We start from the raw sequence: 24,809 nt of genomic DNA, 5'->3' as shown, positions 1-24,809 counted from the left end.
GGGAGTGCCCCTGCTTTTCACATGCGTGGAGTACCGTTCTACTCATGAGTGCCGTCCCCGCAGAACCGGTCGAGACCCCCGAGCCCGCCTGGCGGCAGCGCGCCGTCGAGCGCTCCACCCGGGCCGCGAAGCTGCGCGCCGAGCAGCGCGTCCAGCGGTTCCTCGACGCCGCCCAGGAGCTGATCGCCGACAAGGGCACCACCGACTTCACCGTGCAGGAGGTCGTGGAGCGCTCCCGGCAGTCGTTGCGCAGCTTCTACCAGCACTTCGACGGCAAGCACGAGCTGCTGCTCGCCCTCTTCGAGGACGCGCTCTCCACCTCGGCCGCCGAGATCCGGGAGAAGGCCGCCGCGGGGCGGGACCCGCTGGAGCGGCTGAAGATCGCGGTCGACCTCCTGTACGGCTCCTCCACGCCACGCAAGGGCCAGCAGTCCCCGCTCTTCACCGACTTCGCGATCCAGCTGCTGGTCACCCACCCGGACCAGGTGGCCACCGCCCACCTGCCGCTGCTCGCCTACTTCACGGAGCTGGTGGAGGAGGCCGTCGCGGCCGGTCAGGCCGTGACCGCGAAGCCGCGGCGCACCGCGTCCCTGATCATGCAGACGGCGATGTTCACGGCCCAGGCCCCCGCGGCACCGGTCGGGGCGCACCCCTCCCCCATCACCGCCGAGGAGGTGTGGGCGTTCTGCCTGGGCGGACTCAGGGGGCCCGGCACGGCAGAGGACCCGGCCACGACCACACCGGCCACGACGGCACCGGCCGAGGACGCCCCCGCGACGAAGGCGACTGCAACGAAGGCGACCACGGCGACGGCACGCAAGGCGGCCCCGGCGAAGAAGACCACGGCGACGCCGCAGAAGCGGGCCGCCGCCGCGAAGAAGGCCGCGCCGGCGAAGAAGGCGACCACCACCACGAAGGCCGCCCGCTCCCAGGCGTGACCTGACCGGTCCAGGGCCTCCGCGGGATTTTCCGCGGAGGCCTTTCGCCGTCCCGCGAGACCCTTCACGCCGTACCGTGAGACCCTTCACGCCGTACCGCGGAACCTCGCCGCCCCACAGGCCCCTTCCCTGTGCCGCAGGACCCTTCGCCGTCCCGCGGGCGACGCCCTTTCGCCCCCCTCGGATCAACCCCGTGGCCTTCACCCCCATCCAGGCCCCGTCCCCCTCCCCCAACTTCCCAGGCAGAGCCGGACCTTGAAGCCTCGCCCTCTTGACGGACCCTTTTGGTCTGACCTTTGATATGTTTCACTATCAGCCGCCGGCAGAGGGGTTCCCCGCCGTGGACTTTGAGCTGACCGAGGACCAGGAGACGATCCGCAAGGCCGTGTCCGGTCTCCTGCGCGACTTCGACGACCGGTACTGGATGGAGAAGGACCGCGACCACGCCTTCCCCGAGGAGTTCTACGACGTCGTCGCGGGCGGCGGCTGGCTGGGCATCACGATCCCGGAGGCGTACGGCGGCCACGGCCTCGGCATCACCGAGGCGACGCTGCTGCTCGAACAGGTCGCCCGCTGCGGCGGGATGAACGCGGCCAGCGCCATCCACATGTCGATCTTCGGCATGCACCCCGTGGTCGTACACGGCTCCGAGGAGCTCAAGCGGCGCACCCTGCCGCGGATCGCGGACGGCGGCCTGCACGTCTGCTTCGGCGTGACGGAACCGGGCGCGGGCCTGGACACGACGCGCATCACGACGTACGCCCGACGCGACGGCGACCACTACGTCGTCAGCGGCCGCAAGGTGTGGATCTCCAAGGCGATGGAGTCCGAGAAGATCCTGCTGCTGACCCGTACGTCGAAGGCCGACGAGGTCGAGAAGCGCACGGACGGCATGACGCTGTTCCTCACCGACCTCGACCGCGAGCGGGTCGACATCCGCCCCATCCCGAAGATGGGCCGCAACGCCGTCACGTCGAACGAGCTGTTCATCGACGAGCTGCGCATCCCGGTCGAGGACCGGGTCGGCGAGGAGGGCCAGGGCTTCCGCTACCTCCTCGACGGCCTGAACCCCGAGCGGATGCTGATCGCCGCCGAGGCGCTCGGCATCGGCCGGGTGGCCCTGGACCAGGCGGTGCGGTACGGCAGGGAGCGGGAGGTCTTCGGCAGGCCGATCGGCATGAACCAGGGCATCCAGTTCCCGCTCGCCGACTCCCTCGCCCGGCTCGACGCGGCCGAGCTGGTGCTGCGCAAGGCGACCTGGCTCTACGACCAGGGCCGGCCGTGCGCACGTGAGGCGAACACCGCCAAGTACCTGTGCGCGGACGCCGGGTTCACCGCCGCGGACCGGGCGCTGCAGACGCACGGCGGCATGGGCTACTCCGAGGAGTACCCGGTCGCCCGCTACTTCCGCGAGGCACGGCTGATGCGGATCGCGCCCGTCAGCCAGGAGATGGTCCTGAACTATCTGGGGTCGCACACGCTGGGACTGCCCAGGAGCTACTGAGGAGTTGGAGATGACCGACCGAACGGATCTGTTCGACCTCACGGGGCGCTCGGCGCTGGTGACCGGTGCCGCGGGCGGTATCGGCTCGGCGGTCGCCGAGGCGCTCGCCCGGGCCGGGGCCGCGGTGCTCGTGACCGACGTCGACGAGGCGGCCGCGGCGGCCGTCGCCGGGAAGATCTCCGCGGCCGGACTGACCGCGGACAGTGCCGCCCTCGACGTGACCGACCGCGCGAGCGCCGACGCGGCGGTGTCCCGGGCGGCCGCGCTCGCCGACGGCACCCTGCACATCCTCGTCAACAACGCGGGGATCACCGCGCCAGCCATGTTCGCGAACCTGGAGGAGGACGCCTTCCGGCGGCTCCTCGACATCCACGTCCTCGGCAGCTTCCACTGTGCGCAGGCCGCGCTGCCCTTCCTGCCCGACGACGGACGCGGCCGCATCATCAACGTCACCTCGTCGGCCGGGATCGTCGGCACGCTCGGGCAGGTCAACTACTCCGCCGCCAAGGCCGGCATCATCGGCCTCACCAAGTCCCTGGCCCGCGAACTGGCCCGCAGGCGCATCCTGGTGAACGCCCTCGCGCCCCTGGCCGCGACGCCGATGACGGAGACCATCCGGACGAACGAGAAGTTCGCCGCCCAGATGCTCGCCCGGATCCCGCTCGGACGCTGGGCGGAGCCCGAGGAGGTCGCGGGGGCGTTCGTCTTCCTCGCCTCCGACGCGGCCTCCTTCATCACGGGGCAGGTACTGCCGGTCGACGGGGGGACGGTCATGTGACAGCCCCGGACGTCCGTGTGTTGAATGGTTCAGCCGAAACGGATGTACGACGAGAGGCCTGAACCCGTGCCCAGCGCCGAGCCCTCCCCCCGCACCCCGCGCTTCGACACGCTGACCGTGCCGAAGGCGTCGGACGTGCTGGCCGCGGAGGTCCGCGAGCGGATCCTGTCCGGGGAGATCGGCGAGGGTACGGCACTGCCCCCGGAGCGCCAGCTGGTCGAGCAGACCGGGCTGAGCCGGGCCACCGTACGCGAGGCGCTGCGGATCCTGGAGGTCGAGCGGCTGGTTGAGATCAGGCCGGGGCGCGGTGGCGGGGCGTTCGTGCACCGGCCGGGGCGCGAGTCCCTGGCGAACACCGTGCGGTTGGTGATCCGCGGCCAGCAGATCCGGCTGGAGGCGCTGCACGAGACCCGGGAGGCGATCGAGCCGACGTGCGCCGCGCTGGCCGCGCGGCGGCGCACCGAGCAGGACCTGGCCGAACTGGACTCCGCGAACGCGGAGTTGACGGAGGCCGGTGACGACGCCCAGCGGTTCCTGCGGGCGAACGTGCGCTGGCACAACGCGGTGGCGCGGGCGGGCGACAACGAGCTGCTCATCGGGTTCATGAGCGCGCTCTCCCAGTCGATCCACGCGGCCACCGACCTGGAGCGGTTCACGGCGGCCGACATCCGTGAGGTCACCGCGCGGGCGCACGCCCGGATCACCGACGCGATCCGGGCCGGCGACGAGGCCGCGGCGATGCGGCGGATGTCCCGGCACGTGTGCGGTTTCGCCCGAGCGGCGGCGGAGGTGGACGTGCGCGAGCACGTGGAGCTGACCGACCCCGAAAGTTGACCTACCCCGAAAGCTGACGCACACCGCACCGGTCAGGGGTGTGACCACAGCATGCGAGAATCTCATTCTCATTTTCGCGCAACACCATTGACAGTTACGGCCTGACCTTTAATAGCATCGCTGGCATGAGCGAGGTGAGTCCCGTACTGACCGTGACCGCCGACGGCGACGTCCGCATCGTCACCCTGAACCGTCCGGAACGCCTCAACGGCGTGTCCGAGGAGCTCCACCGCAGGCTGTCCGAGGTGTGGCGCGAGCTCGCCGACGACACCAAGGCGCGGGCCGTCGTCCTCACCGGCGCGGGCCGGGCGTTCAGCGCGGGCGGCGACTTCGACCATCTGCGCCGCCACCATGACGACCCCGAGCTGCGCGAACGGTCGATCCGGCTCGACCGGACCATCCAGACGGAGCTGATCCGCTTCCCGCTGCCCGTCGTCGGGGCCGTCAACGGCCCGGCGGTGGGGCTGGGTTGCTCACTGGCCCTCGGCTGCGACCTCGTCCTGATGGCCGAGGACGCCTACCTCGCCGACCCGCACGTCTCGGTCGGTCTGGTGGCGGGGGACGGCGGGGTCACCCTGTGGCCGCTGCTGACGAGCCTGCTCCGGGTGAAGGAGTACCTGTTCACCGGGGACCGCATCCCGGCCGCCACCGCGGTCGGACTCGGGCTCGCCAACCGGGTCGTGCCCGCCGCCGACCTGATGCCGGAGGCCCTCGCGCTGGCGCACCGGCTCGCCGCGCAGCCCGCGGAGGCGCTGCGCGCGACGAAGGCGGCGCTGGCCGCGGTGGTCGAGCAGGTCTCGCGCGGCGGCATGGAGGCGGCGCTCCTCGCGGAGCGGTCCACGATGACCAGCCCGGACCACATCCGCATCATCGACGACCTCGCCTCCCGCGCCCGCCCCCGCCCGGCCGGACGCGAGGAGGACTGAACGTGGAGTCCGAGGAGTTCACGCTGGTCCGCGACATGGTCCGCGCCTTCGCGACCCGGCACGCCGTCGCATCGGCCGACGACATCACGCCCAAGTCCCGCGCGGCGGCGCAGCAGGCGCTGGACGGACTGGGACTCGCCGAACTCCGCCGCACCACCCCGCCCGCCGCCACCGCCCAGGAGTGCGCCCTGCTCGCCGAGGAGCACGGCCGCCTGCCGCTGACCACCTCGCTGCTCGGCACCGTTCTGCTGGCTCCGGAGCTGCTGCGGCTCCTCGGTGCGGACGAGGACGGCCCGCGGCTCACTGTCGCCCTCGCCCCCGACCTTCGTCTCCCCGGTCCACAAGCGGCCGATCTCCGCGCCTGGGACTGCGACGGAGCCGAAGCAGCGCTGTGTGCCGACGCCGAAGGGACCGTGACCCGCGCCGAACTCGGTTCGCCAACACCGACGGCCGACCTGCTGCGTAGTGCGCGGCAGGCCTACGCCGTGGGCGAGCCTCTCGGCCGGCTCGCAGCGCAGGACCGGCAGCGCTGGCAGGGGTACGCGCTGGTGGTCGTCGCGAGCGAACTCGTCGGCGCGGCACGCTCGTTCGTCGAGCAGAGCGTGGAGTACGCCCGCGACCGCGTGCAGTACGGCCGCCGTATCGGCTCCTTCCAGGCCGTCCAGCATCTGCTCGCCGACGCGACCGTCCTGGTCGAGGCCTGCGCCAGCGCCACCCGGTACGCCGCCTGGTGCCTGGACCACGAGCCGCCGGACCGGGCGCTCGCGGCGGCCCGCGCGGCCAAGGCGGAGGTCAACGCCTCGGCCGTCGAGGCGGTGTACGCCGGGATGCAGGTGTTCGGCGGCATCGCCCAGACCTGGGAGCACCCGGCCCATCTGTACCTCCGCAGGGTTCTCGTGGGCGCCACCGTGCTGGCGACCACGGCCGACCTGCTGCCCGCCCTGGCCGCACCGGAGGCGACCCGATGACCGACGGCCCCCTCGACTTCGGCGACCCGGCGGACCTGGAGCGGCTGCGGCGGGACTTCCGCGCCTGGCTGGCCGACCACCCGCTGCCCGAGCGGCGGCCGGACGAGCCGGTCCCCGCGTTCCTGCACCGCTGGCACCGCATCCTGCACTCCGGCGGCTGGGTCGGCCTCGACGTGCCGGAGGAGTACGGCGGTCGTGGCCTCACCCCGCTCCACCAGGTCGCCGTCAGCGACGAGTTGGGGGCACGCGGCGCCCCCGGGGTGCCCCGGATCGGCTATCTCGCCCACGCCCTCATGGAGTTCGGCAGCGAGGAGCAGCGCCGCCGGCTGCTGCCGCGCATGCTCGCCGGCGACGACGTCTGGTGCCAGGGCTTCAGTGAGCCGGGAGCGGGATCCGACCTGGCCGGCATGAGCACCCGCGCGCAGCGGCGGCCCGACGGCGACTACCTCGTCAACGGACAGAAGCTGTGGACGAGTTACGCCCAGTACTCCGGCCTCTGCCTGCTCCTGGCCCGCACCGACCGCACCGCGCCCGCGCACGCCTCGTTCTCGGCGTTCGTCCTGCCCCTGGACCGGGCCGGCGTGACCGTACGTCCGCTGCGCGCGGCGAGCGGCGACGAGGAGTTCTGCGAGCTGTTCCTGGACGACGTCCGCATCGAGGAGTCCGAGCGGGTCGGCGCGGAGGGCGACGGCTGGCCGTTGGCGATGACGACGGTGTCGTACGAACGCAACGCGCTCGACACCGGGCATCTGTCGAAGTACGGGCTGCTCGTCGACCGCCTGCGCCGCACCGCGCACGAGCGGAGCGACAGCCTGCCGGACGGCCTCCTCGCTCAGATCGGCCGGTGCGTCGTCGACTACCAGGTTCTCGTCGCCCATGCCCGGCGCCGGACGGCGCAGCGGCTCGCCGGTCAGGTCGCCGGACCGGAGTCGTCCGTCGACAAGCTGCTCATGACCCGCGCCGAGCAACGGCTGTACGAGACAGCCCTGTTGGTGTTCCCGGACGAACTGCACACGGAGGGCGGCGAGGTCTTCGCCGACTACCTCTACTCCCGGGCCGCGTCCGTCTACGGCGGGACGTCCCAGATCCAGCGCAACATCATCGCCAAGCGGTTGTTGCGCCTGCCGGCCGACGACCGCGCCTGAACGGAGCCCGCCGATGCGACACGACCAGGAGTTCCGCAGCATCCCGAACGTGATCAGGGTCGCCGCGCGGCGGTTCGGCGACGCCCCGGCCCTCGTCGACGGCGCGGTGCGCCTGACCTTCCGGGAGCTGGCGGAGCGGATGGTCCAGGCGGTGCGCGCGGCGCTCGCACTCGGCATCGGACCCGGGGACCGGGTGGGCCTGTGCGCACCGAACTGCGCGGAGTGGATCGTCGCGGCCGTCGGCATCCAGGGCGCGGGAGGTGTGGTCGTCCCCCTGAACACCCGTTTCAAGGCGCAGGAGATCTCCTACATCCTGCGCAAGTCCGGTGCCAGGGCGCTCTTCGCGGCCGCCTCCTTCCTCGGCACCGACTACATCGCCGACCTGCGGCGGGCCGATCCCGAGCTGCCCGCCCTGGCCACCGCCGTATCGCTCCTCGGGCCGCCGGCGGACGCCACCCTGGGCTGGCAGGACTTCCTCGACGCGGGAGCCGCGACCGCGCCCTCGGCCGCGCACGCCGCCATCGACCGGATCGCCCCGGACGACCTGTCCGACGTGATGTTCACCTCCGGCACCACCGGCCACCCCAAGGGCGTGACCCTCACCCACGGGCAGTCCCTGCGGGCGTACGGCTGGATGTCCACGGAGTACACCTTCGACGCGTCCGACACCTTCCTGGTCATCCCGCCGTTCTTCCACTGCTTCGGCTACAAGGCGGGCTGGCTCGCCTCCCTGATGCACGGCGTGACGGTGATCCCGATGGCTGTCTTCGACGCGGGACGGGCCCTGCGGATCATCGCCGACGAACGGGTCAGCATCCTCCTCGGCCCGCCCACCATCTTCCACGACCTCCTCGACCACCCCGACCGGCCGTCGTACGACCTGTCGTCGCTGCGGGTCTCCATGACGGGCGGCACCACGATCCCCGAGGCCCTGATCCGCGCCATGAAGAAGGAGCTGACCTTCGACATCGTGCTGAGCGCCTACGGGCTGACCGAATCGAGCGCGCTGGTGACCAGTACCCGCGTCGGTGACCCGGAGGAGACGGTGGCCCGCACCACCGGCAGGCCCGTACCGGACGTCGAGGTCCGCATCGCCGACGACACCGGACAGGACGTCGGGGCGGGCGGGGACGGGGAGATCCTGGTACGCGGTTACAACGTCACCCGCGGCTACTGGGAGGACCCGGAGGCCACCGCCGCGACGATCGATCCCGAGGGCTGGCTGCACACCGGTGACATCGGCCGTCTCGACGCGGGCGGCAACCTGGCCGTGGTCGACCGCAAGAAGGAGATGTTCATCGTCGGCGGCTTCAACGCCTACCCCGCCGAGATCGAGAAGCTGCTGCTCGGCTGCGAGGCGATCGCGCAGGTCGCGGTGGTCGGTGTCCCGGACGAGCGGCTCGGCGAGGTCGGCTGCGCGTTCGTCGTGCCGAGGCCCGGGGCGGACCCGACCGAGCGCGAGGTCATCGCCTGGGCCAGGGAGCACATGGCCAACTTCAAGGTCCCCCGCCGGGTCCGGTTCGTGGACGGCCTCCCCCGCAACGCGAGCCAGAAGGTCCTCAAACACGAGCTGCGCGCCCTTCTCGGAGAGCACTGAGATGGGCGGACCGCTGACCGGCGTCACGGTCGTGACCCTGGAGCAGGCCGTCTCGGCCCCCATGTGCACGCGCACGCTCGGCGACTTCGGCGCCCGTGTCATCAAGGTGGAGAACCCGAAGGGCGGTGACTTCGCCCGCCACTACGACGACGTGGTGGGCGGGCTGGCGGCGCACTTCGTGTGGGCCAACCGCGGCAAGGAGTCGGTAGCGCTCAACCTGAAGTCGGAGGGCGGTCTGGCGGTCCTGCACCGGCTGCTGGAACGCGCCGACGTGCTCGTCTCCAACCTCACCCCGGGCACCACGGCGAAGCTCGGCCTGTCCCCCGCCGACCTGGAGGTACGGCACCCCGCGCTGATCGCCGTCGAGATCGACGGGTACGGCCCTGGCGGCCCGCTCTCCCACAAGCGGGCCTACGACATGCTGGTCCAGGCGGAGTCGGGAGCCTGTTCGGTGACCGGACGCCCCGGCGAACCGGCGAAACCGGGCCCGCCCGTGGCGGACGTGTGCAGCGGGCTGTACGCGGCGCTGTCGGTACTGGCCCTCCTGTACGGCAGGGGCCGGGGCGGTCCGGCGCCTGCCGTGGCGGTGAGCATGTTCGACACCATGGCCGAGCTGATGGGGTATCCGCTGACGTACACCCTGCACTCGGGGATCGAGCAGCAGCCGCTCGGGATGAGCTCACCCGCCGTCGCGCCCTACGGCGCCTACCTCACCGCCGACCGGCAGACCGTCGTCCTGGGCACCACCAATGACGCCGAGTGGCAGCGCCTGGCAAGGGAGTTGATCGGCCGCCCGGACCTGGCGGACGACGAGCGGTTCCGCACGAACGCCGGCCGGGTCGAGCACCGTGCGCCGCTGGACGCCGCGATCGGTGCCTGGTGTGCACGGCACGATCTGGCGTACGTCCAGGACCGCGCGGACGCCGCCGGGATCGGCAACGCCCGCTACAACACGCCGAAGGACGTCCTGGCCCACGAGCAGCTGGCCGCCCGCGACCGCTGGCGGGAGATCGGCACGCCGTCGGGTCCGGTGCCCGCGCTGCTGCCACCGCCCGTCATCGCCGGGTACGACCCGCCGATGGGCGCCGTGCCCGCGCTGGGCGAGCACACGGATGCCGTACTGGCCGAACTGGGCTTCGAGGAGCGGGAGATCGACGTGCTGCGCGCGCAGGGAGCGGTGCGGTGAGCGTGCTGCTGACGAGCGACGCCGGTGGGGTGCGCACGCTGACCCTCAACCGGCCCCACCGCAGGAACGCCATCGACGCCGAGCTGTGGGAGGCGCTGGCGACGGCCCTGAGGAAGGCCGGCGACGACACCACCGTACGGGCGCTCGTCCTCACCGGGGCGGGCGGCGCGTTCTGTTCCGGTGCCGACATCTCGCGGCCGGTGGTCGACCGGCACCCCCTTCACCGGATGCGGACGCTCACCGAAGTGACCCTGCTGCTGTACGAGTTGCCCTTCCCCACCATCGCCAAGGTGACGGGTGTGGCGGTGGGCGCGGGCTGGAACCTGGCGCTCGGCTGCGACTTGGTGGTGGCCACGCCCGAGGCACGTTTCTCGCAGATCTTCGCGCGCCGCGGCCTGTCGCTCGACTGCGGCGGCTCGTGGCTGCTGCCGAAGCTCGTCGGACTCCAGCAGGCCAAGCGGCTCGCCCTGCTGGCGGAGACGATCGACGCCGAGGAGGCGCGGGCGCTGAACCTGGTGACCTGGGTCGTGGCCGCCGACAAGGTGGACGCCTTCGTGGACGACCTGACCGCACGGCTGGCGGCCGGCGCGCCGGTCGCGCTCGCGCAGACCAAGGCGCTGCTCGACGAGGGCGCCGACCGCAGCCTGCGGGACGCGCTGGCGAACGAGGCGCGGGCGCAGGCGGTCAACTTCGCCACCGCGGACGTCCGGGAGGCGTTCACCGCGTTCGCCGACAAGCGCGAACCGCTGTTCACCGGCCGCTGGGCGGTGCCGAGACGAACGGAGAACAACAACACATGACGCGGGAAGCGGTGATCGCGGCGGCGGTCCGTACGGCCGTCGGCAGACGGAACGGCGGCCTGGCCGGCGTCCACCCGGCCGACCTGTCCGGGGTGGTGCTGAACGCGCTGGCCGAACGGGCCGGTGTCGATCCGGCGGTCGTCGACGACGTGATCTGGGGCTGTGTGTCCCAGGTCGGCGACCAGTCGAGCAACATCGGCCGCTATGCGGTGCTGGCCGCCGGCTGGCCCGAGAGCATCCCCGGGACGACGGTCAACCGGGCCTGCGGATCGAGCCAGCAGGCCCTGGACTTCGCCGTCCAGGCGGTCCTGTCGGGGCAGCAGGACGTGGTGGTGGCGGGCGGGGTCGAGGTGATGAGCCGGGTGCCGCTGGGTTCGGCGAGGGCGTCGGGAATGCCGTACGGTCCCCAAGTCCTCGCCCGGTACGAGGACTTCTCTTTCAACCAGGGCATCTCCGCGGAGCGGATCGCGCAGAAGTGGGGCTTCACGCGGGAGCGGCTCGACGGGTACGCCGCGCTCTCGCACGAGCGGGCGGCGGCCGCGCAGGACGGCGGGGCCTTCGACGAGCAGATCGTGTCCGTGAGCGGGGTCGCGGCGGACGAGGGCATCCGGCGAGGCACCAGCGTGGCGACGCTGGCGAGGCTCAAGCCCTCCTTCCAGGAGGACGGCGTGATCCACGCCGGGAACGCCTCGCAGATCTCCGACGGCGCGGCAGCGCTGCTGATCACCACGCCGGAGCGGGCCCGTGAGCTGGGCCTGATCCCTCTCGTGCGGTACCGGGCGGGCGCGGTCGTCGGCTCCGACCCGGTGCTGATGCTGACCGGGCCCATCCCGGCGACTGAGAAGGTGCTGCGGAAAGCGGGGGTGGCGCTGTCGGACGTCGGGGTCTTCGAGGTGAACGAGGCCTTCGCGCCCGTCCCGCTGGCCTGGCTCGCCGAGACCGGGGCGGACCCGGAGCTCCTCAACCCGCTCGGCGGCGCGATCGCCCTCGGCCATCCGCTGGGCGCTTCGGGGGCGGTGCTGATGACGCGCATGATCCATCACATGCGCGCCCACGGGATCCGCTACGGCCTCCAGACCATGTGCGAGGGCGGCGGCACGGCCAACGCCACCCTCGTCGAACTCGCGGAATGACGGGGGCGGTCGGCATGCGACGGGATGTCTTCACCGACGACCACGAGGCGTTTCGGGGACTGGTACGGGAGGTCGTGGCGAAGGAGGTGGTGCCGCACTACGGCGAGTGGGAGAAGGCGGGGCGGATCCCGCGCGACTTCTTCGCGACGCTCGGCTCGCTGGGCCTGCTGGGCATGGCGGTCCCGGAGCGGTACGGCGGGGGCGGACAGCCCGACTACCGCTACAACGTGGTCCTCCAGGAGGAGGCGGCCGCCGCCCTGGTCACCCTGGGCACCGTCCGCACCCAACTGGACGTCGTGCTCCCCTACTTCCTGGCCTACGCGAACGAGGAGCAGCGGGAGCGCTGGTTCCCCGGTCTGGCGTCCGGGCGACTGCTCACCGCGATCGCGATGACCGAACCGGGCACGGGCTCCGATCTCGCAGGCATCCGTACGACCGCCGTGCGCGACGGCGACGCCTACGTCCTCAACGGTGCCAAGACCTTCATCACCGGCGGGCTGCTGGCCGACCTGGTGATCGTGGTGGCGCGTACGGCGACCGATCCGGGCGACCGGCGAGCGGGGCTCACGCTGCTCGTCGTGGAGGAGGGGATGGCCGGGTTCGGGCGCGGCCGAGTCCTCGACAAGATGGGCATCAAGGTGCAGGACACGGTCGAGCTGGCCTTCGACGACGTGCGGGTGCCGGTGGCCAACCGACTCGGCGAGGAGGGCGCGGCCTTCGGGTACCTGGGCCACAATCTTCCCCAGGAGCGGATGACGGTCGCGGTCGGCTCGGTGGCACAGGCACGGGCCGCGCTCGATACGACCGTCGCCTACGTCAAGGAACGCAGGGTGTTCGGCTCGCCGGTCGCCGCCTTCCAGAACACCAAGTTCGAACTGGCCGCCGTCGCGGCCGAGATCGAGGCGGCGCAGGCCCTGCTGGACCGGGCCGTCCTGGACCTGGTCGACGGCCGGCTCTCCGGGGCGGACGCGGCGAAGGTCAAGCTGTTCTGCACCGAGATGCAGGCACGTGCCGTGGACCGATGTCTTCAACTCTTCGGCGGATACGGCTACATGCTGGAGTATCCGATCGCCCGGCTGTACGCGGACGCCCGCATCACGCGGATCTACGCGGGGACGAGTGAGGTCATGAAGGTCATCATCGCCAAGTCACTGGGGTTGTGAGCCATGTCCGTGGAGGACTTCGCCGCCCGGCCCGGCACCGCGTTCGTCGCGGGCGGCACCGGCGGCATCGGCGCAGCGGTCGTAAGGACACTGGCGGAACACGGCAGCGATGTCACGTTCACCTACCGGGGCAATCATGAGGCCGCGGCGGCCCTTGTGGACGAGGCAAAGACGCATGACCGGCAAGTCCGGTACCTGCAGCTCGACTTGACCGACGAGGCGGCGACGGCCCGAGCCGTCACCGAGGCCGCCGAGACCTCCGGAGGCCTGCACACTCTCGTGTACGCCGCCGGGCCGCACGTACCCATGACCCATCTGAGTCGGGTCACACCCGCCCGGTACCGTGCCCAACTGGAGGCCGACGCGGTGGCGTTCTTCAACCTCGTCCATCCGGCGCTGCCGCTGCTGAGGGCGAGCGGGGGCAGCGTCGTCGCCGTCACCACCGTCGCCACCCGCCGCTTCCCGGTCCGCGACGGGCTGTCCTCGGGGGCCAAGGGCGCGGTGGAGGCCGTCGCCCGCGCCCTCGCCGCCGAGGAGGGCCGGTACGGGGTCCGGGTCAACTGCGTGGCTCCCGGCATGCTCGACGACGGCATCGCCGCCCGGCTGATCGACACCGGCGAACTCGACGCGGAAGCCCTCGCGATCACCCGGCGCAACATTCCCCTGCGCCGGTTCGGGCACGGTCAGGACATCGCGGAAGCGGTCTGCTTCCTCGCCTCGGACCGGGCCGCGTTCATCACCGGGCAGGCCCTGGCCGTGGACGGCGGCTACAGCGTCTGAGGCAACGCGTGTCAAGGAGTGATCGCCCGGCCGCCGACGTAGGCGGCCCGGACGAGATCGGCGGACAGCACGTCCAGCGCCTCGTGCAGCGGCACATGGAGCAGGCACAGGTCGGCCGGGCTGCCGACCGCCAACCGCCGTGGCCGGGCGGGCTGTTCGGGAGCACCGAGAAAGAGCCGCAGGGCCGCGCGGGCCGTGACGGCCTCCCCGTCCTCGCGTGCGACGGCCGCCCGCATCACCGCCCACGGGTCGGAGGTGCCGTACGGTGCGTCGGTTCCGGCCGCCGCCGGGACGCCGGCCTCGGCCAGGCTGCGGCAGCGGTAGAGGTGGGGCCGGTCGTCCGGGGAGACATCGGTGGCGTACTCGATGCCTCGCTCGACGGGGAAGTGCGGCTGCGTCACCACGGTCACGGCGAGCCGCCGCAGCCACGGCAGGACCTCGTCCGGGATCACCGCCCCGTGCTCGATGCGGTCGCCCTCGACCGGTCCGGCCTGCTCCAGGGCGAGCAAGGTCACCAGCAACTGCACCCGGGTGACGCAGTGCACGGCGACCGGGCGGGGCCGCACTCCGGCGACGGTGTCCGCGAGGCCGGTGGGTGTGGGCAGGCTCTGGTCGTCGAGCATGATCTTGACCGGTGCCGTGGCGTCCGCTCCCATGACGAGCACCCGCTGCGGCAGTACCGCAAGGGTCCGCGTAAGGCCGGGCGCCGGGCGCGGGTCGGCGTTGGTGAACCCCGTGACGCCGCACCGTGCCGCACGGAGTCCCAGCCCGGCCAGGTCCAGCGGGACCTGAGGAACCAGGCGGCGCAGCCGCTCGTCCGACCGCCACAGCCGACCGTCACGGTCCGCGCCGTCGCCCAGGCCGGCCGACCGCAGTGCGGCGCTGTTCAGGAACCACATGGCGCCGCTGCGGTGCTGCACCCGTACCGGCCGGTCGGGCACGATCGCGTCCAGGGTCCACCGGTCGAGTTCTCCGGCCACGCTCTCGTGGTAGCCGACGGCCCGCACCCATGCGCCTGGTGGCCCCTGGCGCAGCGCCTCGGCGAGTCCGGCGGGTCCGCGTACGTCGCGGGGTCCGACCCTTACGGAGGCGGTCGCCGCCGCCAGCGCGGTGAGGTGGACGTGATGGTCGTGCAGCCCGGGCAGCAGCGCCGCGCCGCGCCCGTGCACGTCCGCCGGTCCGGTGAGGCGGGGGCCGAGCTCCGCGATCCGGCCGTCGGCCCCGATCCGTACGTCCACCAGGCCGTGTCCCTCGACCTCCACCGCCCTGATCAGCACCGCGCCGCCCGGCTCGCCGCGAGGGCACTGGCGCAGCCGGCCATGGACACGCATACCAGCTCGCCGCCGCCGCGCGCCAGGGAACGCACGGCCGCGTGGGCGGCGTACAGTCCGGTGACCGGATCGGCGAGCGCGTCGCCGAGGAACACCGGGGCTCCGTACGCGTCCAGGCCGGTCAGGCCGCCGGCCACGGCCGCGTCGTCGCCGAAGGCGACACGGTCGTCGTCGCGTCCGTACCCGGTGATGCCGACCCACACCCTGCCCGGGCGGGCGGCCAGGAACTCCTCGGCGTGTACGCCCAGTCGCCGCAGGGCGCGCGGCCGGGAGGCCTCGATGACCACGTCGGCCTCGGCGACCGCGGCGGCCAGGGCACCGGATGCGAAGTCCAGCACCAGGCTCTCGTGGCCGTCGTGCAGCCACTCGTAGAAGGCGGGCTGCCCGAAGCGCGCCCCGTCCGGGCGTTCGGTGCTCTCCACCTTCACGACCCGTGCTCCGGCCAGCCCCAGCTGCCGAGCACAGAGCGGCCCGGCCCACAGCGCGGACAGGTCGACGACTCGCAGCCCGTCGAGGTCGCGCGGCTCGCGTGCACCGAGGCGTTCCGCGTGTACCGGACCACGACCGCCCAGGGCCTCCGCGTGCACCGCGGCCGGGATGCCGAGCGACTGGGCGGCGCGGGCCGCCCGGGTGGCCGACGATCGCAGTACGGCCGTTCGCAGATCGGTGCCGGGCACGGCGTCGAGGAGCGCGAGCAGCGCTGGGAGGGAGGCTTCGTCGTCCGGCCGGGCCAGGTTGATCGCCACCCAGCCGTCCTCGGCGGCCATGAGGTGGCAGGAGCCGCCCGCGGACACCTTCCCGGGCCGTTCGAACGAGGCCGACGTGGCGCGGCGGAACAGGACGTCGGGCAGCTCGACCGGAACGCCCGTGAGCCGGGTGAAGTCGTCCACGACCTCGAACAGCGGTCCGAGGAAGGGCTCGACGTCGGCCGCCCATTGATCGAGAACTACCTTCTCCATGAAGTGAACGCCCTTCTCCTTCAGGAGACGCCAGATTACACTTCCCGACCGTGGAGTCGCCTTTCACTTGCGTCGACCTGGACCGCGCCCCGCCGTCACCGGCCGGGACGGACCACGTGCGGGTCGCCGTCGCGGCCCGACCAAGGGAGACGAGCGAGGAGTTCGACGTCCTGCTCACGGCCGCCCCCGATCCCCCGCGCCCGTGGGTGAGCTGTGCCGATCCGTACGCCACCGCACGGCTCCTGCACACCACCGTGGCCCGCCATCCGGCAGCCAGCCTGAGCCTCGTCCAGGTACTCCGGATGGGCCGCGCGCTCTCCGGGTCCGACCGTCTCGTTCTCGAATCCCTCGCCTACTCCACGCTCCAGGCAGGCCGGGACTTCCGCACCTGGCTGGCCTCGGCCCGCCCCCGCGCCTCGCGCCCCGCCACCGAGCCCGTTCGGGTGCGCCGCGACGGTGCACGCATGACACTCACCCTGGACCGCCCATGGGTGCGCAACGCCTTCGACGCCGCCACCCGGGACGCCCTGTGCGAGGCACTGGAGGTCGCCGTGCTGGACCCGACGGTCACCCGCGTCGACCTGTACGGCAACGGGCCCGCCTTCTGCAGCGGCGGTGACCTCTCGGAGTTCGGCACGTCGCGCGACCCTGCCGAAGCGCACCACGTACGAGTTCACCGCAGCCCCGCCGCACTGCTCCTGCGGTGCGCCCCCAAGGTGACGGCCCATGTGCACGGCTCCTGCGTCGGCGCGGGCATCGAGCTGGCCGCCTTCGCGGGATCGGTCACGGCCGCCGCCGGTACGACCTTCCGGCTTCCCGAGATCGGGATGGGACTGATCCCCGGTGCCGGCGGCACCGTCAGCCTTCCTGCCCGCATCGGCCGCGAACGAGCCGCGTACCTGGCCCTGTCGGGTGCCGCGACAGACGTGGAAACGGCACTGAGGTGGGGACTGGTCGACGCGTTGTCCCCCGGTCCGGCCGCCGCGCCCCGCATGACTCGGTCGCGGACCGGCATCGGCGAATGAAGGACCCCCCTATCGACACGAACCTCGCCACCGAGTCCGTCCATCCCCCGATGGACCGGTGACGAGGTTCGTGCCGACTGTCCTTTCGCGTCAGCGGCGGCTACTGGCTACCGGACGAGTTCCCAGTCCTGGGAGCCGTCCGTGGTCGCCGTCTGCAGGGTGAGCTGCCCGCCGGCGGTTGCTCCGGTCAGGTACAGGCTCGTGTTCTTGACCGCCTGGAGCTTGTAGAGGCCGTCGCTGGTCTTGACGAGGTTCCAGCTGCCGGTGGAGCTGTTGTCGACCCACTGGCCGATCTTCTGCCCGGCCGTCGCGCTGCCGGTCCAGATCGCCGCCGCGCGGCCGCCCGACTTGTTGAGCAGCGTGGTTCCGCCGCCCGGCTCGGTCACCACGTGCCAGAACTGGGTGTCGGTGTTGGCCGCCGAACCCGCGTCCTCCAGCCGGACGTCGGGCACGTCACCGTTGCCGAGGTTGGCGTCGTTGGTCTTGTTCCCGGTGCCTATGACCTGGTCGGTCTTGCGGTTGAACAGCTGGTAGTAGGTGCCGGCCGAGTTGCCGAGGTCCGTCTCGGCGTACGCGATCGTCGAGGTCCCCTGGTTGTTGAGGATCACGAGGCGGCCCGTGTCGTCGACGTACTGGAGGTTGCGGCTGTAGCCGGCCTTCGAGGTGGTCTGGTACTCCTTCCAGGTGCCGTCGCTGCGTCCGGTCTGGTTGACCCAGACGCTCGCGCTGCCGGCCGCGTTGTAGACCAGGCGGCCGCCGGGCAGCCGGACGAGGACCGGGCTGCCGCCGGTCGCCAGGGTGTGGGAGCCGGTGTCGACGGGCAGGGAGTTGACGCCGGTTCCGGTGGCGGACCCCTTGAAGAACTCCAGCGGGTTGCTCGCGATCTGGTAGCGGGTGTTGGCGCCGCCGCCCCAGTACTCGTAGGTGATCATCCACTTGCCGTCGGTGGTGCGGACCACGTTCGTCATGCCGGGCCGGCCACCGCCGATCTCCGACTTGCCGCTTCCCATGTCCTGGGTCAGCCCGGCGATGTCGACGACCGGGTCGCTCCACTGCGCCGCCTGGCCGTCCCACGTCCTGTGCACGAGGATCTGGCCCTGTGAGTCCGTGGCGGTGTCGTTGGCGGAGTCGAGGGTGGCGACTCCGGTGGTCGCGTCGAAGCCGGTGTAGTCGTTCTCGTCGGAGTAGTAGCAGACGAGCTTGCCCTTGTAGACCATCAGGTACGGCTCCCAGACCGGGTCCACCTGGTGGTTGGTGTTCGCCGAGGAGACGTTCTGCCCGACCGCGCCCGCGCTGCCGCCCTGCCAGCCGCCGGTGGCGACGACGTTCTCGACCTTCCAGGTGGCCCCGTTGTCCGTGCTGGAGTAGAGCGCGATCGCCACGTCCTTGCGGTCGCCGTCGTTGGTGGGCGTCCAGGTCGGGTCGGCCGCCTTGTGCTCCTTGTAGTAGTAGTCGTCGCCCGACACGACGCTCGCCAGCAGCAGGGTGCCCTGCTTCAGGTTGCCCACGTCCTGCGGCAGGACGTACAGGTACGGGTTGGTCCAGTTGCTGGTGTACTTCGCGTACTTGGCGTCGCTGGACAGATAGGCCGGTGCCTTCACCTCGGACAGCGACTGCCAGGTCGTACCGTCGTCGTCGCTCTTGTAGACGGGAAGCGTCTGCCCGTCGGCGCTGCCCGAGGCCGGGACCGTCGACTTCTCGAACGACGCGACCAGCCGGCCGTTCGGCAGTTCCGCCGACTTCGGGTAGACCGCGCAGTTCCCCCGGCCCTTGAGGCACGCCTCACTGCCGAGCTGGTAGATGGTCCCGCCCGTCGGGGCGTACGCCTGGGCACCGCCGGACGCGGGGATCGCCAGCAGTGCCGCGGCCGCGACGGCGGCTCCCAGCAGGTGTCTCAGTCTCTTTCTCTGCACAGCCTCTCCTTTGAGGTGGGTGGTCCTCGGGGTGACACCGACGGGCCTTCGTCCTAGACCCTCGCTCCGTCGGAACTTGCGGCGACGAGCACCTTCACGTCCCAGGCGCCCAGCTCAAGCGCCGTGCCCGCGGGGACGGGAGCGCCGTCGAGAACATCGGTCAGCTCGACGGGAGCCGTAACCCGCGCGGGCTGCCAGCTCCAGTTGTGGATCACGTGCACCGTGCGGCCGTCCGAGGCCGTGCCCGTGGTGGCGGTGACGGACGCCGGAAGGTCCTGCCATCCGCTGCGCGCGGCGGGCGCCAGCCAGTCGGCGAGGGCCCGGGCGAGACCGCGCCCCGGGGCGGTGCCGACGCAGGTGATGCGCCCCTCGCCGTGGCGGCGGGTGGTGATCGCCGGCCACCTGCCGAAGTGGGGGTGATCGTAGTGGGCGAGTACCTCGGCGTCGTGGACGGTCAGGCCGTCCGCCCAGTGCGTGGCCGTCGCGTCCGCGGGGAGGTCGAGCGGGCCGTCGGGGGTGGCGGTGACGGTGATCCCGGCGGGCAGGTTGCTGAACTCGTCGTACGTCACGCCCGCCGCGGCGGCGAGACCGCCGGGGGCCGGTTCCAGCCGGGCCCGTGCCTCGTGGTCGGCGTAGGCCGTCCGCGGGCCGAGGACGAGATGGCCGCCGGCGTGGGCGTAGGCGGCCAGCCAGTCCACGGTGGTGTCGTGGGCGAGGTACAGGGCGGGCACCACCAGGACCGGGTGACGACGGGCCGCCTCTGCGGGTGCCATGCCCTCCCGGTCGCCGTCCGGGTCGTGGAGCTGCCGGACGTGCACGATGCGGACCTGACGGCCGGCGTCGAAGGCACCCCGGTAGAACGGGTCGAAGATACGGTGGTAGGAGGCCGGGTCCGGGGCGCCGTCCGCGGTCGCCAGGGGCGGGTACTTCTGCATCAGCCACTTGCTCGGCGTCGAGTAGACCATCGTGATGTCGGCGTCCGGCTCCAGCCCCGCGACAAGCGGTCCCGCCTTCTCGAACTCCGCGCCCAGCCTGGCGATCTCGGCGTACGTCCGGCCCGGGCGGCCGCTGTGCGGGAGGACGCCGCCCCAGTAGGTCTCGGCGCCGAAGCGCAGGGTCTGCCACTGCCAGTACTCGATCATCCGGGCGCCGCGCGCCACATGGGCCCAGGCGGCCTGGCGCCACTGGCCGTCGAATCCGGGGCGGTTGTCCCAGGGGAAGCCGATGGAGTTCGCGTTGGTCTCGGTGACCAGGAACGGCTCCTGGCGGGAGGAGAACATCCAGTCCGCGGTCTGGTACATCGACCAGACTCCGGTGGTCTTCCAGATCTGTTCGTGCGCGTCGGGCGTGGGGTCGGGGAGCAGCAGGCCGTCCTGCATGTCGTAGTACGGGTTGCCGGACGCGATGTCGAGGCGGTCCGACAACTGGTCGTCCTCCACGCCGCCTCGCGTGTAGGAGATGCAGGTGGTGACGAACTGCTCCGGCCGGGCGTACTCGCGCACGATGTCGGCCTGCCAGCCGATGAACTCGGTGACCTGGCGGGCCTGGAACTCCCGCCAGGCGACGTCGTACTGGGGCTGCTCGTTGCCGTCCGGGGTCCACAGGTCGGCCCAGGTGGACAGGCGGTGCGACCAGTAGACCAGGCCCCACTCGCGGTTGAGGGTCTCGACGTCCCGGTACTTGTGGCGCAGGTGGTCGACGAACCGCTCGAACACGCCCCGGTTGTGCAGCAGGTGCAGCCCCGGTTCGTTGTCCACCTGCCAGCCGATGACCGCGGGGTGGTCGTAGTACCGTTCGGCGATCTTCCGGATCACGCGCTCGGCGTGGAACCGGAACGCCGGGTGGGTGATGTCCACCTCCTGGCGGGCGCCCCAGCCGATCCGCTCGCCCGTGCGCCGCTCGCCGGTGATCTCCGGGTACTGCCGGGCCAGCCACGGCGGCACGGCGTAGGTCGGCGTGCCGAGGATCACGGAGATGCCGCGTTCGTGGGCGCCGTCGAGCACGGGTTGCAGCCAGTCGAGGTCGAACCGTCCGTTCTCCGGCTCCCAGGTCGACCAGACCGACTCCCCGACGCGGATCACGGTGAAGTGCGCGTCGGCCATCAGGTCGAGGTCGGTCTTGAGCTGGTCGTCGGGCTGCGTGCCGCCGTAGGCCGGCGTGTACTCGTAGTAGTAGGCAGCGCCGAACAGGACACGGGCGGGCAGGACCGCCATGAAGGGACCTCCAAGAGGGGGGATGGGAGAAGGAGCAGGGGTGTGGTCGCCGGCGCTTACTGCTTGACACCGCCGGCGGCCAGGCCGCTCTGCCAGTACCGCTGGAGCATCAGGAAGGCCACGACGAGGGGGATGACCGAGATCAGCGAGCCGGTCACGACGAGCGCGAGCATGTCGCTGCTGGCGCCGGCCCCGCCGTTCTGGGCCTGGGCCGCCCAGGAGGAGAGCCCGACCGTGACGGGGTACAGCTTCGGGTCGTTGAGCATGATCAGCGGCAGGAAGTAGTTGTTCCAGGTCGCCACGAGCGTGAAGAGGACGACCGTCACCAGACCCGGGGCCAGCAGCCGCAGGGCGATCCGGACGAAGATCCGCAGCTCGCCGGCGCCGTCGATCCGGGCGGCTTCCAACAGGCTGTCGGGTACGGCGTCCTGGGCGTAGATGCGCATCAGGTAGAGGCCGAACGGGCTGACGAGCGAGGGCAGGACGATCGCCCAGGGGGTGTTGACCAGTCCCACCTTGGCGAAGAGCAGGTAGGTCGGGATCGCCAGTGCCGTGGTCGGGATCATGATGGCGCCGAGGACCAGGTTGAAGGCCGTGCCGTTGCCCCGGAACCGGTACTTGGCGAAGCCGTATCCGGCCGCGGTGGCCAGCAGTGCGGCGCCGAGGGCGCTGCCGACCGAGTACAGGACCGTGTTGAGCAGCCAGTGCAGGAAGACGCCGTCGTCGTAGGTCAGGGTCTGCCTGATGTTCGCCAGCAGTCGCGGGCTGTGCGAGAACCACAGGCCGAAGCTGTTGAACAGGTCCTGGGTGCTCTTGGTCGAGGCGACGGCGAGCCAGAACAGCGGCAGCAGGAAGTAGGCGAGCACGGCCAGCATGACGATCGTCAGCGGGGTGCTGCGGCGCCGGACCGGGGAGCGGCGCCCGCGCGGGATCCTGGCCGCCCGACGGGACGCGGTGGCCCCGGAGGCGGTCGTGGCCGGGGTCGCGGGGGCCCGGGTCGAGGACTGGGAGACAACCGTCACGAGGTCCTCCTGCGGTTCGCGGTGATCAGCACGGCGTAGGAGAAGACCACGATGACCAGGCCGAGGAGGAAGGAGACCGCGGCCGCGTAGTTCACCTGCTGTCCGGTGAAGGCGAGGGTGTAGGCGTAGAGGTTCGCGGTGTACGAGCTGTCGATCACGTCGGGGGCGATGGTCTGCAGCAGTTTCGGCTCGTTGAACAGCTGGAAGCTGCCGATCACCGAGAAGAGCAGGGTCAGCAGGAGCGCCGGCCGGAGCGCGGGCAGCTTGACCGACCAGGCGATGCGCCAGGCGCCGGCGCCGTCCACGGCGGCCGCCTCGTACAGCTCCCCCGGGATGGTCCGCAGCGCGGCATAGAGAATGATCATGTTGTAGCCGACGAACTCCCAGGTCACCACGTTCGCCAGGCTGCCCAGCATCCAGGTGTCGCTGAGGAAGTGGGGGACCGGCACGTCGAGTTTGCGGCCCAGTTGGGCGAAGGGGCCGAAGTCGGGGCCGTAGAGGTAGCCCCACATGAGGGTCGCGACGACGCTCGGTACCGCGTACGGGACGAAGATGCCGAGCCGGATGACCTTGGCGAGCCGCAGCAGGCCGCTGTCGAGCGCGAGCGCGAAGAGCAGCGCCAGCAGCAGCATCACGGGGACCTGGATCGCGAAGAACTCCGCGACCCGCAGGAGGCCCTCCCGCAGGAGCGGGTCCTTCAGGGCGGTCATGTAGTTGTCCAGCCCGACGAACGTCGTCCCGCCGATGAGCCGTTCCTGGAACAGGCTGAGATAGGCGGCGTAGCCGAGCGGGGTCAGGAAGAGCAGCACGAACAGCACCATGAACGGTGCGATGAACAACGGGCCTGCCGCACCGTGGCGCAGGCCACCGAGCCGGCGGCGCTGCGGCCCTGCTCGGCGCGGGTCCTCGGTGGAGGCCGCGGTCATGGCGGTCATCAACGGGCCTTTCTGGATGTGGGGAGGGCCGGCCGCGGGTCCCGGGGCCCGGGCGGAGGGCGCCGGGGCCGGGACCCGCCGGCGGTCAGGCGGACTTGACGGTGAAGCCCTGGCCCTTGGCGTAGGTGGTGAGCCGCTGCTGCCAGGCGTCGAGGGCGGCACCGCTGTCGGTCTTGTCGGCGAGGGACTTGCCGACGGTCTCGGTCCAGTCGGTGGCGGCCTGGTCGAGGAACGGCGGCCACTGGAAGTCGTCGCTGACCGTCGCGCTGATGTCGGCGAAGACCTGGTTCACCTTCTGGCCGCCGTAGAAGGTCGGCGTGGCGCCGGCGAAGGACGGGTCGGCGAGCAGGGCCTTGGTCGCGGGGAAGAACGACTGCTCGGTGGCGAACATCTTCGCGCTCGCGGGGTCGCTGTTGAGGAACTGGGCGAACTGCGCGGCGGCGACGGGGTTCTTGGTCGAGCGGATGACCGCGCTGGTCGAGCCGCCCCAGTTCCCGGACACGGGGCTCGACGCGTCCCACTGCGGCAGCGGGGCGGCCCGCCACTTGCCCGCCGTGGCCTTGGCGGAACCGGAGAGGAACGCCGGGCCCCACGCGGCGGTGATCCAGGTGGCGTACTTGCCCTTGTTGAGCCCGGCGTACCAGCCGTCGGTGAAGTCCGGGTCGGTGCTGATGACGCCTTCCTTCGCGAGGCCGCCCCAGTAGGTGCCGAGCTTCTTGGAGACCGCGTCGTTCACGTCGATGGTGATGTCACTCTTGCCGGACAGGGCGTAGGGGTGGGCGCCCGCCTGCCACAGCAGGCCGTGCCAGGCGGCGGCCTCGTTCGCCGCGAGGTTGGTCAGGTAGACGCCCGGGTCGGCCTTGTGCAGCTTGCGCGCGGCGGCGGCGAACTCGTCCCAGGTCGTCGGCGGCTTGATGCCGTGCTTGTCGAAGATGTCCTGCCGGTACAGCATGCCGAGCGGGCCGGTGTCCTGCGGGATCGCCCAGATCTCCCCGCCGGAACCGCTGACCTGCGCCCAGGTCCAGTCCACGAACTTGCTCTTCAGATCGGCGGCGCCGTACGGGCTCAGGTCCAGCAGGCTGTCCGTGATGGTGAACGTGGGGATCGCCTGGTACTCCACCTGCGCCAGGTCAGGTGCGCCCTTGCCGGCCTTGATCGCCGTGCGCAGCTTGGTGTAGTGGGCCACGCCCTGACCGGCGTTGACGACCTTGACCTTGATGGCCGGGTACTTCTGCTGGAAGAGGGCGACCTCCTTGTCGATGTTCGGGACCCAGGTCCAGAAGGTGAGTTCGGTCGGCGTCTTCATCGCCTTGTCGATGTCGGCCTGGGAGAGCGGCTTGGCGGAGCTGCCGCCGCTGCCCCCGCTGCCGCTGCCGCCGCTGCAGGCGGACAGCGCGACGCTGAAGGTCGCCGCCCCCACGGCGGCGAGGAATCCGCGACGGCTCGGGGAGGAGGACGTGACGATGGATCTGGGCATGGTGAACTCCCGCCGGTTGGGCGAAGGTGAGGGCATGCCTGCGGCGGCATACCGGGCAAGGGAACGCGAGGAGGTGACGACCGGGACTTCGGGTGCGGTGCGTGGAAGGGCACGTCGTCATCGGCTGCTCCCGGCTCGCGGTGCGGATGGCGGACCACGAGGGGGAGGGCGGTCGGAGCAGG

General features: G+C 71.6%; 21 protein-coding genes. 14 read left to right on the top strand and 7 right to left on the bottom strand.

Annotated features, from left to right (window positions below; all coding sequences use genetic code 11):
• The first annotated feature begins 44 nt into the window (after window positions 1-44).
• The 13 genes from SSP29_RS34480 (at window position 45) to SSP29_RS34420 (ending at window position 13,752) form a co-directional block, all read left to right on the top strand.
• Window positions 45-938 carry a TetR/AcrR family transcriptional regulator gene (locus SSP29_RS34480; protein ID WP_089104816.1) on the top strand — a complete coding sequence of 298 codons (894 nt, stop codon included), beginning with the start codon at window positions 45-47 and terminating at the stop codon, window positions 936-938.
• A 340-nt stretch (window positions 939-1,278) separates the two neighbouring features.
• Window positions 1,279-2,442, top strand: coding sequence for an acyl-CoA dehydrogenase family protein (locus SSP29_RS34475; RefSeq protein ID WP_089105049.1), 1,164 nt, complete (start codon window positions 1,279-1,281; stop codon window positions 2,440-2,442).
• A gap of 10 nt (window positions 2,443-2,452) precedes the next feature.
• Window positions 2,453-3,220: an SDR family NAD(P)-dependent oxidoreductase gene (locus SSP29_RS34470; protein ID WP_089104815.1), complete on the top strand. Its 768-nt coding sequence runs from the start codon at window positions 2,453-2,455 to the stop codon at window positions 3,218-3,220.
• 66 nt (window positions 3,221-3,286) lie between these two features.
• Window positions 3,287-4,054, top strand: coding sequence for a FadR/GntR family transcriptional regulator (locus SSP29_RS34465; protein ID WP_245883382.1), 768 nt, complete (start codon window positions 3,287-3,289; stop codon window positions 4,052-4,054).
• A 125-nt stretch (window positions 4,055-4,179) separates the two neighbouring features.
• Window positions 4,180-4,980, top strand: a complete 801-nt coding sequence (locus SSP29_RS34460; protein ID WP_089104813.1) for an enoyl-CoA hydratase/isomerase family protein — start codon at window positions 4,180-4,182, stop codon at window positions 4,978-4,980.
• Between the two features lie 2 nt (window positions 4,981-4,982).
• The gene (locus tag SSP29_RS34455) at window positions 4,983-5,948 is read left to right on the top strand and encodes an acyl-CoA dehydrogenase family protein (protein ID WP_089104812.1); all 966 of its coding nucleotides are present in this window, start codon (window positions 4,983-4,985) and stop codon (window positions 5,946-5,948) included.
• Entirely contained in the window at window positions 5,945-7,093 is a 1,149-nt protein-coding gene (locus SSP29_RS34450; RefSeq protein ID WP_089104811.1) for an acyl-CoA dehydrogenase family protein, read from the top strand. The genes SSP29_RS34455 and SSP29_RS34450 overlap by 4 nt, the downstream gene beginning before the upstream one ends.
• Before the next feature lie 13 nt (window positions 7,094-7,106).
• Entirely contained in the window at window positions 7,107-8,690 is a 1,584-nt protein-coding gene (locus SSP29_RS34445; RefSeq protein ID WP_089104810.1) for a FadD3 family acyl-CoA ligase, read from the top strand.
• Between the two features lies 1 nt (window position 8,691).
• Window positions 8,692-9,876: a CaiB/BaiF CoA transferase family protein gene (locus tag SSP29_RS34440; protein ID WP_089104809.1), complete on the top strand. Its 1,185-nt coding sequence runs from the start codon at window positions 8,692-8,694 to the stop codon at window positions 9,874-9,876.
• A complete protein-coding gene (locus SSP29_RS34435) occupies window positions 9,873-10,676 on the top strand; it encodes an enoyl-CoA hydratase/isomerase family protein (protein WP_245883380.1) in 804 nt (267 codons plus the stop codon). The genes SSP29_RS34440 and SSP29_RS34435 overlap by 4 nt, the downstream gene beginning before the upstream one ends.
• Window positions 10,673-11,809, top strand: coding sequence for a thiolase family protein (locus tag SSP29_RS34430; protein ID WP_089104808.1), 1,137 nt, complete (start codon window positions 10,673-10,675; stop codon window positions 11,807-11,809). The genes SSP29_RS34435 and SSP29_RS34430 overlap by 4 nt, the downstream gene beginning before the upstream one ends.
• A 14-nt stretch (window positions 11,810-11,823) precedes the next feature.
• Window positions 11,824-12,972 carry an acyl-CoA dehydrogenase family protein gene (locus SSP29_RS34425; protein ID WP_089105047.1) on the top strand — a complete coding sequence of 383 codons (1,149 nt, stop codon included), beginning with the start codon at window positions 11,824-11,826 and terminating at the stop codon, window positions 12,970-12,972.
• A 3-nt stretch (window positions 12,973-12,975) separates the two neighbouring features.
• Window positions 12,976-13,752 (top strand): SDR family NAD(P)-dependent oxidoreductase, encoded by a 777-nt coding sequence (locus tag SSP29_RS34420; protein ID WP_089104807.1) that lies wholly within the window; start codon window positions 12,976-12,978, stop codon window positions 13,750-13,752.
• 11 nt (window positions 13,753-13,763) lie between these two features.
• Here SSP29_RS34420 and SSP29_RS34415 read toward each other — a convergent pair whose 3' ends face one another.
• Together SSP29_RS34415 and SSP29_RS34410 are read right to left on the bottom strand one after the other, a co-directional pair.
• A complete protein-coding gene (locus SSP29_RS34415; RefSeq protein WP_150135464.1) occupies window positions 13,764-15,083 on the bottom strand; it encodes an amidohydrolase family protein in 1,320 nt (439 codons plus the stop codon).
• On the bottom strand, window positions 15,023-16,042 hold the full coding sequence (locus SSP29_RS34410) for a CoA transferase (protein ID WP_089104806.1): 1,020 nt from the start codon (window positions 16,040-16,042) through the stop codon (window positions 15,023-15,025). The genes SSP29_RS34415 and SSP29_RS34410 overlap by 61 nt, the downstream gene beginning before the upstream one ends.
• A 50-nt stretch (window positions 16,043-16,092) precedes the next feature.
• On the opposite strand from SSP29_RS34410, the gene SSP29_RS34405 reads away from it, so the two are divergent.
• Window positions 16,093-17,067: an enoyl-CoA hydratase/isomerase family protein gene (locus SSP29_RS34405; RefSeq protein ID WP_150135463.1), complete on the top strand. Its 975-nt coding sequence runs from the start codon at window positions 16,093-16,095 to the stop codon at window positions 17,065-17,067.
• A gap of 107 nt (window positions 17,068-17,174) precedes the next feature.
• Here the strand turns inward: SSP29_RS34405 and SSP29_RS34400 are convergent, their stop codons facing one another.
• From SSP29_RS34400 to SSP29_RS34380, 5 genes are all read right to left on the bottom strand, one after another.
• Window positions 17,175-18,980, bottom strand: coding sequence for an RICIN domain-containing protein (locus tag SSP29_RS34400; RefSeq protein WP_089104805.1), 1,806 nt, complete (start codon window positions 18,978-18,980; stop codon window positions 17,175-17,177).
• 53 nt (window positions 18,981-19,033) lie between these two features.
• Window positions 19,034-21,193, bottom strand: a complete 2,160-nt coding sequence (locus SSP29_RS34395) for a beta-galactosidase (protein ID WP_089104804.1) — start codon at window positions 21,191-21,193, stop codon at window positions 19,034-19,036.
• A 56-nt stretch (window positions 21,194-21,249) separates the two neighbouring features.
• Window positions 21,250-22,125 carry a carbohydrate ABC transporter permease gene (locus SSP29_RS34390; protein WP_245883413.1) on the bottom strand — a complete coding sequence of 292 codons (876 nt, stop codon included), beginning with the start codon at window positions 22,123-22,125 and terminating at the stop codon, window positions 21,250-21,252.
• 86 nt (window positions 22,126-22,211) lie between these two features.
• A complete protein-coding gene (locus tag SSP29_RS34385; protein ID WP_089104803.1) occupies window positions 22,212-23,150 on the bottom strand; it encodes a carbohydrate ABC transporter permease in 939 nt (312 codons plus the stop codon).
• Between the two features lie 85 nt (window positions 23,151-23,235).
• Window positions 23,236-24,627 (bottom strand): extracellular solute-binding protein, encoded by a 1,392-nt coding sequence (locus tag SSP29_RS34380; protein WP_089104802.1) that lies wholly within the window; start codon window positions 24,625-24,627, stop codon window positions 23,236-23,238.
• Window positions 24,628-24,809: the final 182 nt, after the last annotated feature.

Source organism: Streptomyces hyaluromycini (assembly GCF_002217755.1).
Lineage (GTDB): Bacteria > Actinomycetota > Actinomycetes > Streptomycetales > Streptomycetaceae > Streptomyces > Streptomyces hyaluromycini.
This window is presented reverse-complemented; position numbering and strand designations above follow the sequence as displayed.

Bases quoted from the DNA above. Each gene is read 5' to 3' on its own strand.
- SSP29_RS34415 (WP_150135464.1), bottom strand. From the start codon at position 15,083: ATGCGTGTCCATGGCCGGCTGCGCCAGTGCCCTCGCGGCGAGCCGGGC.
- SSP29_RS34425 (WP_089105047.1), top strand. From the start codon at position 11,824: ATGCGACGGGATGTCTTCACCGACGACCACGAGGCGTTTCGGGGACTG.
- SSP29_RS34440 (WP_089104809.1), top strand. From the start codon at position 8,692: ATGGGCGGACCGCTGACCGGCGTCACGGTCGTGACCCTGGAGCAGGCC.
- SSP29_RS34385 (WP_089104803.1), bottom strand. From the start codon at position 23,150: ATGACCGCCATGACCGCGGCCTCCACCGAGGACCCGCGCCGAGCAGGG.
- SSP29_RS34410 (WP_089104806.1), bottom strand. From the start codon at position 16,042: ATGGAGAAGGTAGTTCTCGATCAATGGGCGGCCGACGTCGAGCCCTTC.
- SSP29_RS34460 (WP_089104813.1), top strand. From the start codon at position 4,180: ATGAGCGAGGTGAGTCCCGTACTGACCGTGACCGCCGACGGCGACGTC.
- SSP29_RS34430 (WP_089104808.1), top strand. From the start codon at position 10,673: ATGACGCGGGAAGCGGTGATCGCGGCGGCGGTCCGTACGGCCGTCGGC.
- SSP29_RS34445 (WP_089104810.1), top strand. From the start codon at position 7,107: ATGCGACACGACCAGGAGTTCCGCAGCATCCCGAACGTGATCAGGGTC.
- SSP29_RS34420 (WP_089104807.1), top strand. From the start codon at position 12,976: ATGTCCGTGGAGGACTTCGCCGCCCGGCCCGGCACCGCGTTCGTCGCG.
- SSP29_RS34380 (WP_089104802.1), bottom strand. From the start codon at position 24,627: ATGCCCAGATCCATCGTCACGTCCTCCTCCCCGAGCCGTCGCGGATTC.
- SSP29_RS34395 (WP_089104804.1), bottom strand. From the start codon at position 21,193: ATGGCGGTCCTGCCCGCCCGTGTCCTGTTCGGCGCTGCCTACTACTAC.
- SSP29_RS34480 (WP_089104816.1), top strand. From the start codon at position 45: ATGAGTGCCGTCCCCGCAGAACCGGTCGAGACCCCCGAGCCCGCCTGG.
- SSP29_RS34450 (WP_089104811.1), top strand. From the start codon at position 5,945: ATGACCGACGGCCCCCTCGACTTCGGCGACCCGGCGGACCTGGAGCGG.
- SSP29_RS34470 (WP_089104815.1), top strand. From the start codon at position 2,453: ATGACCGACCGAACGGATCTGTTCGACCTCACGGGGCGCTCGGCGCTG.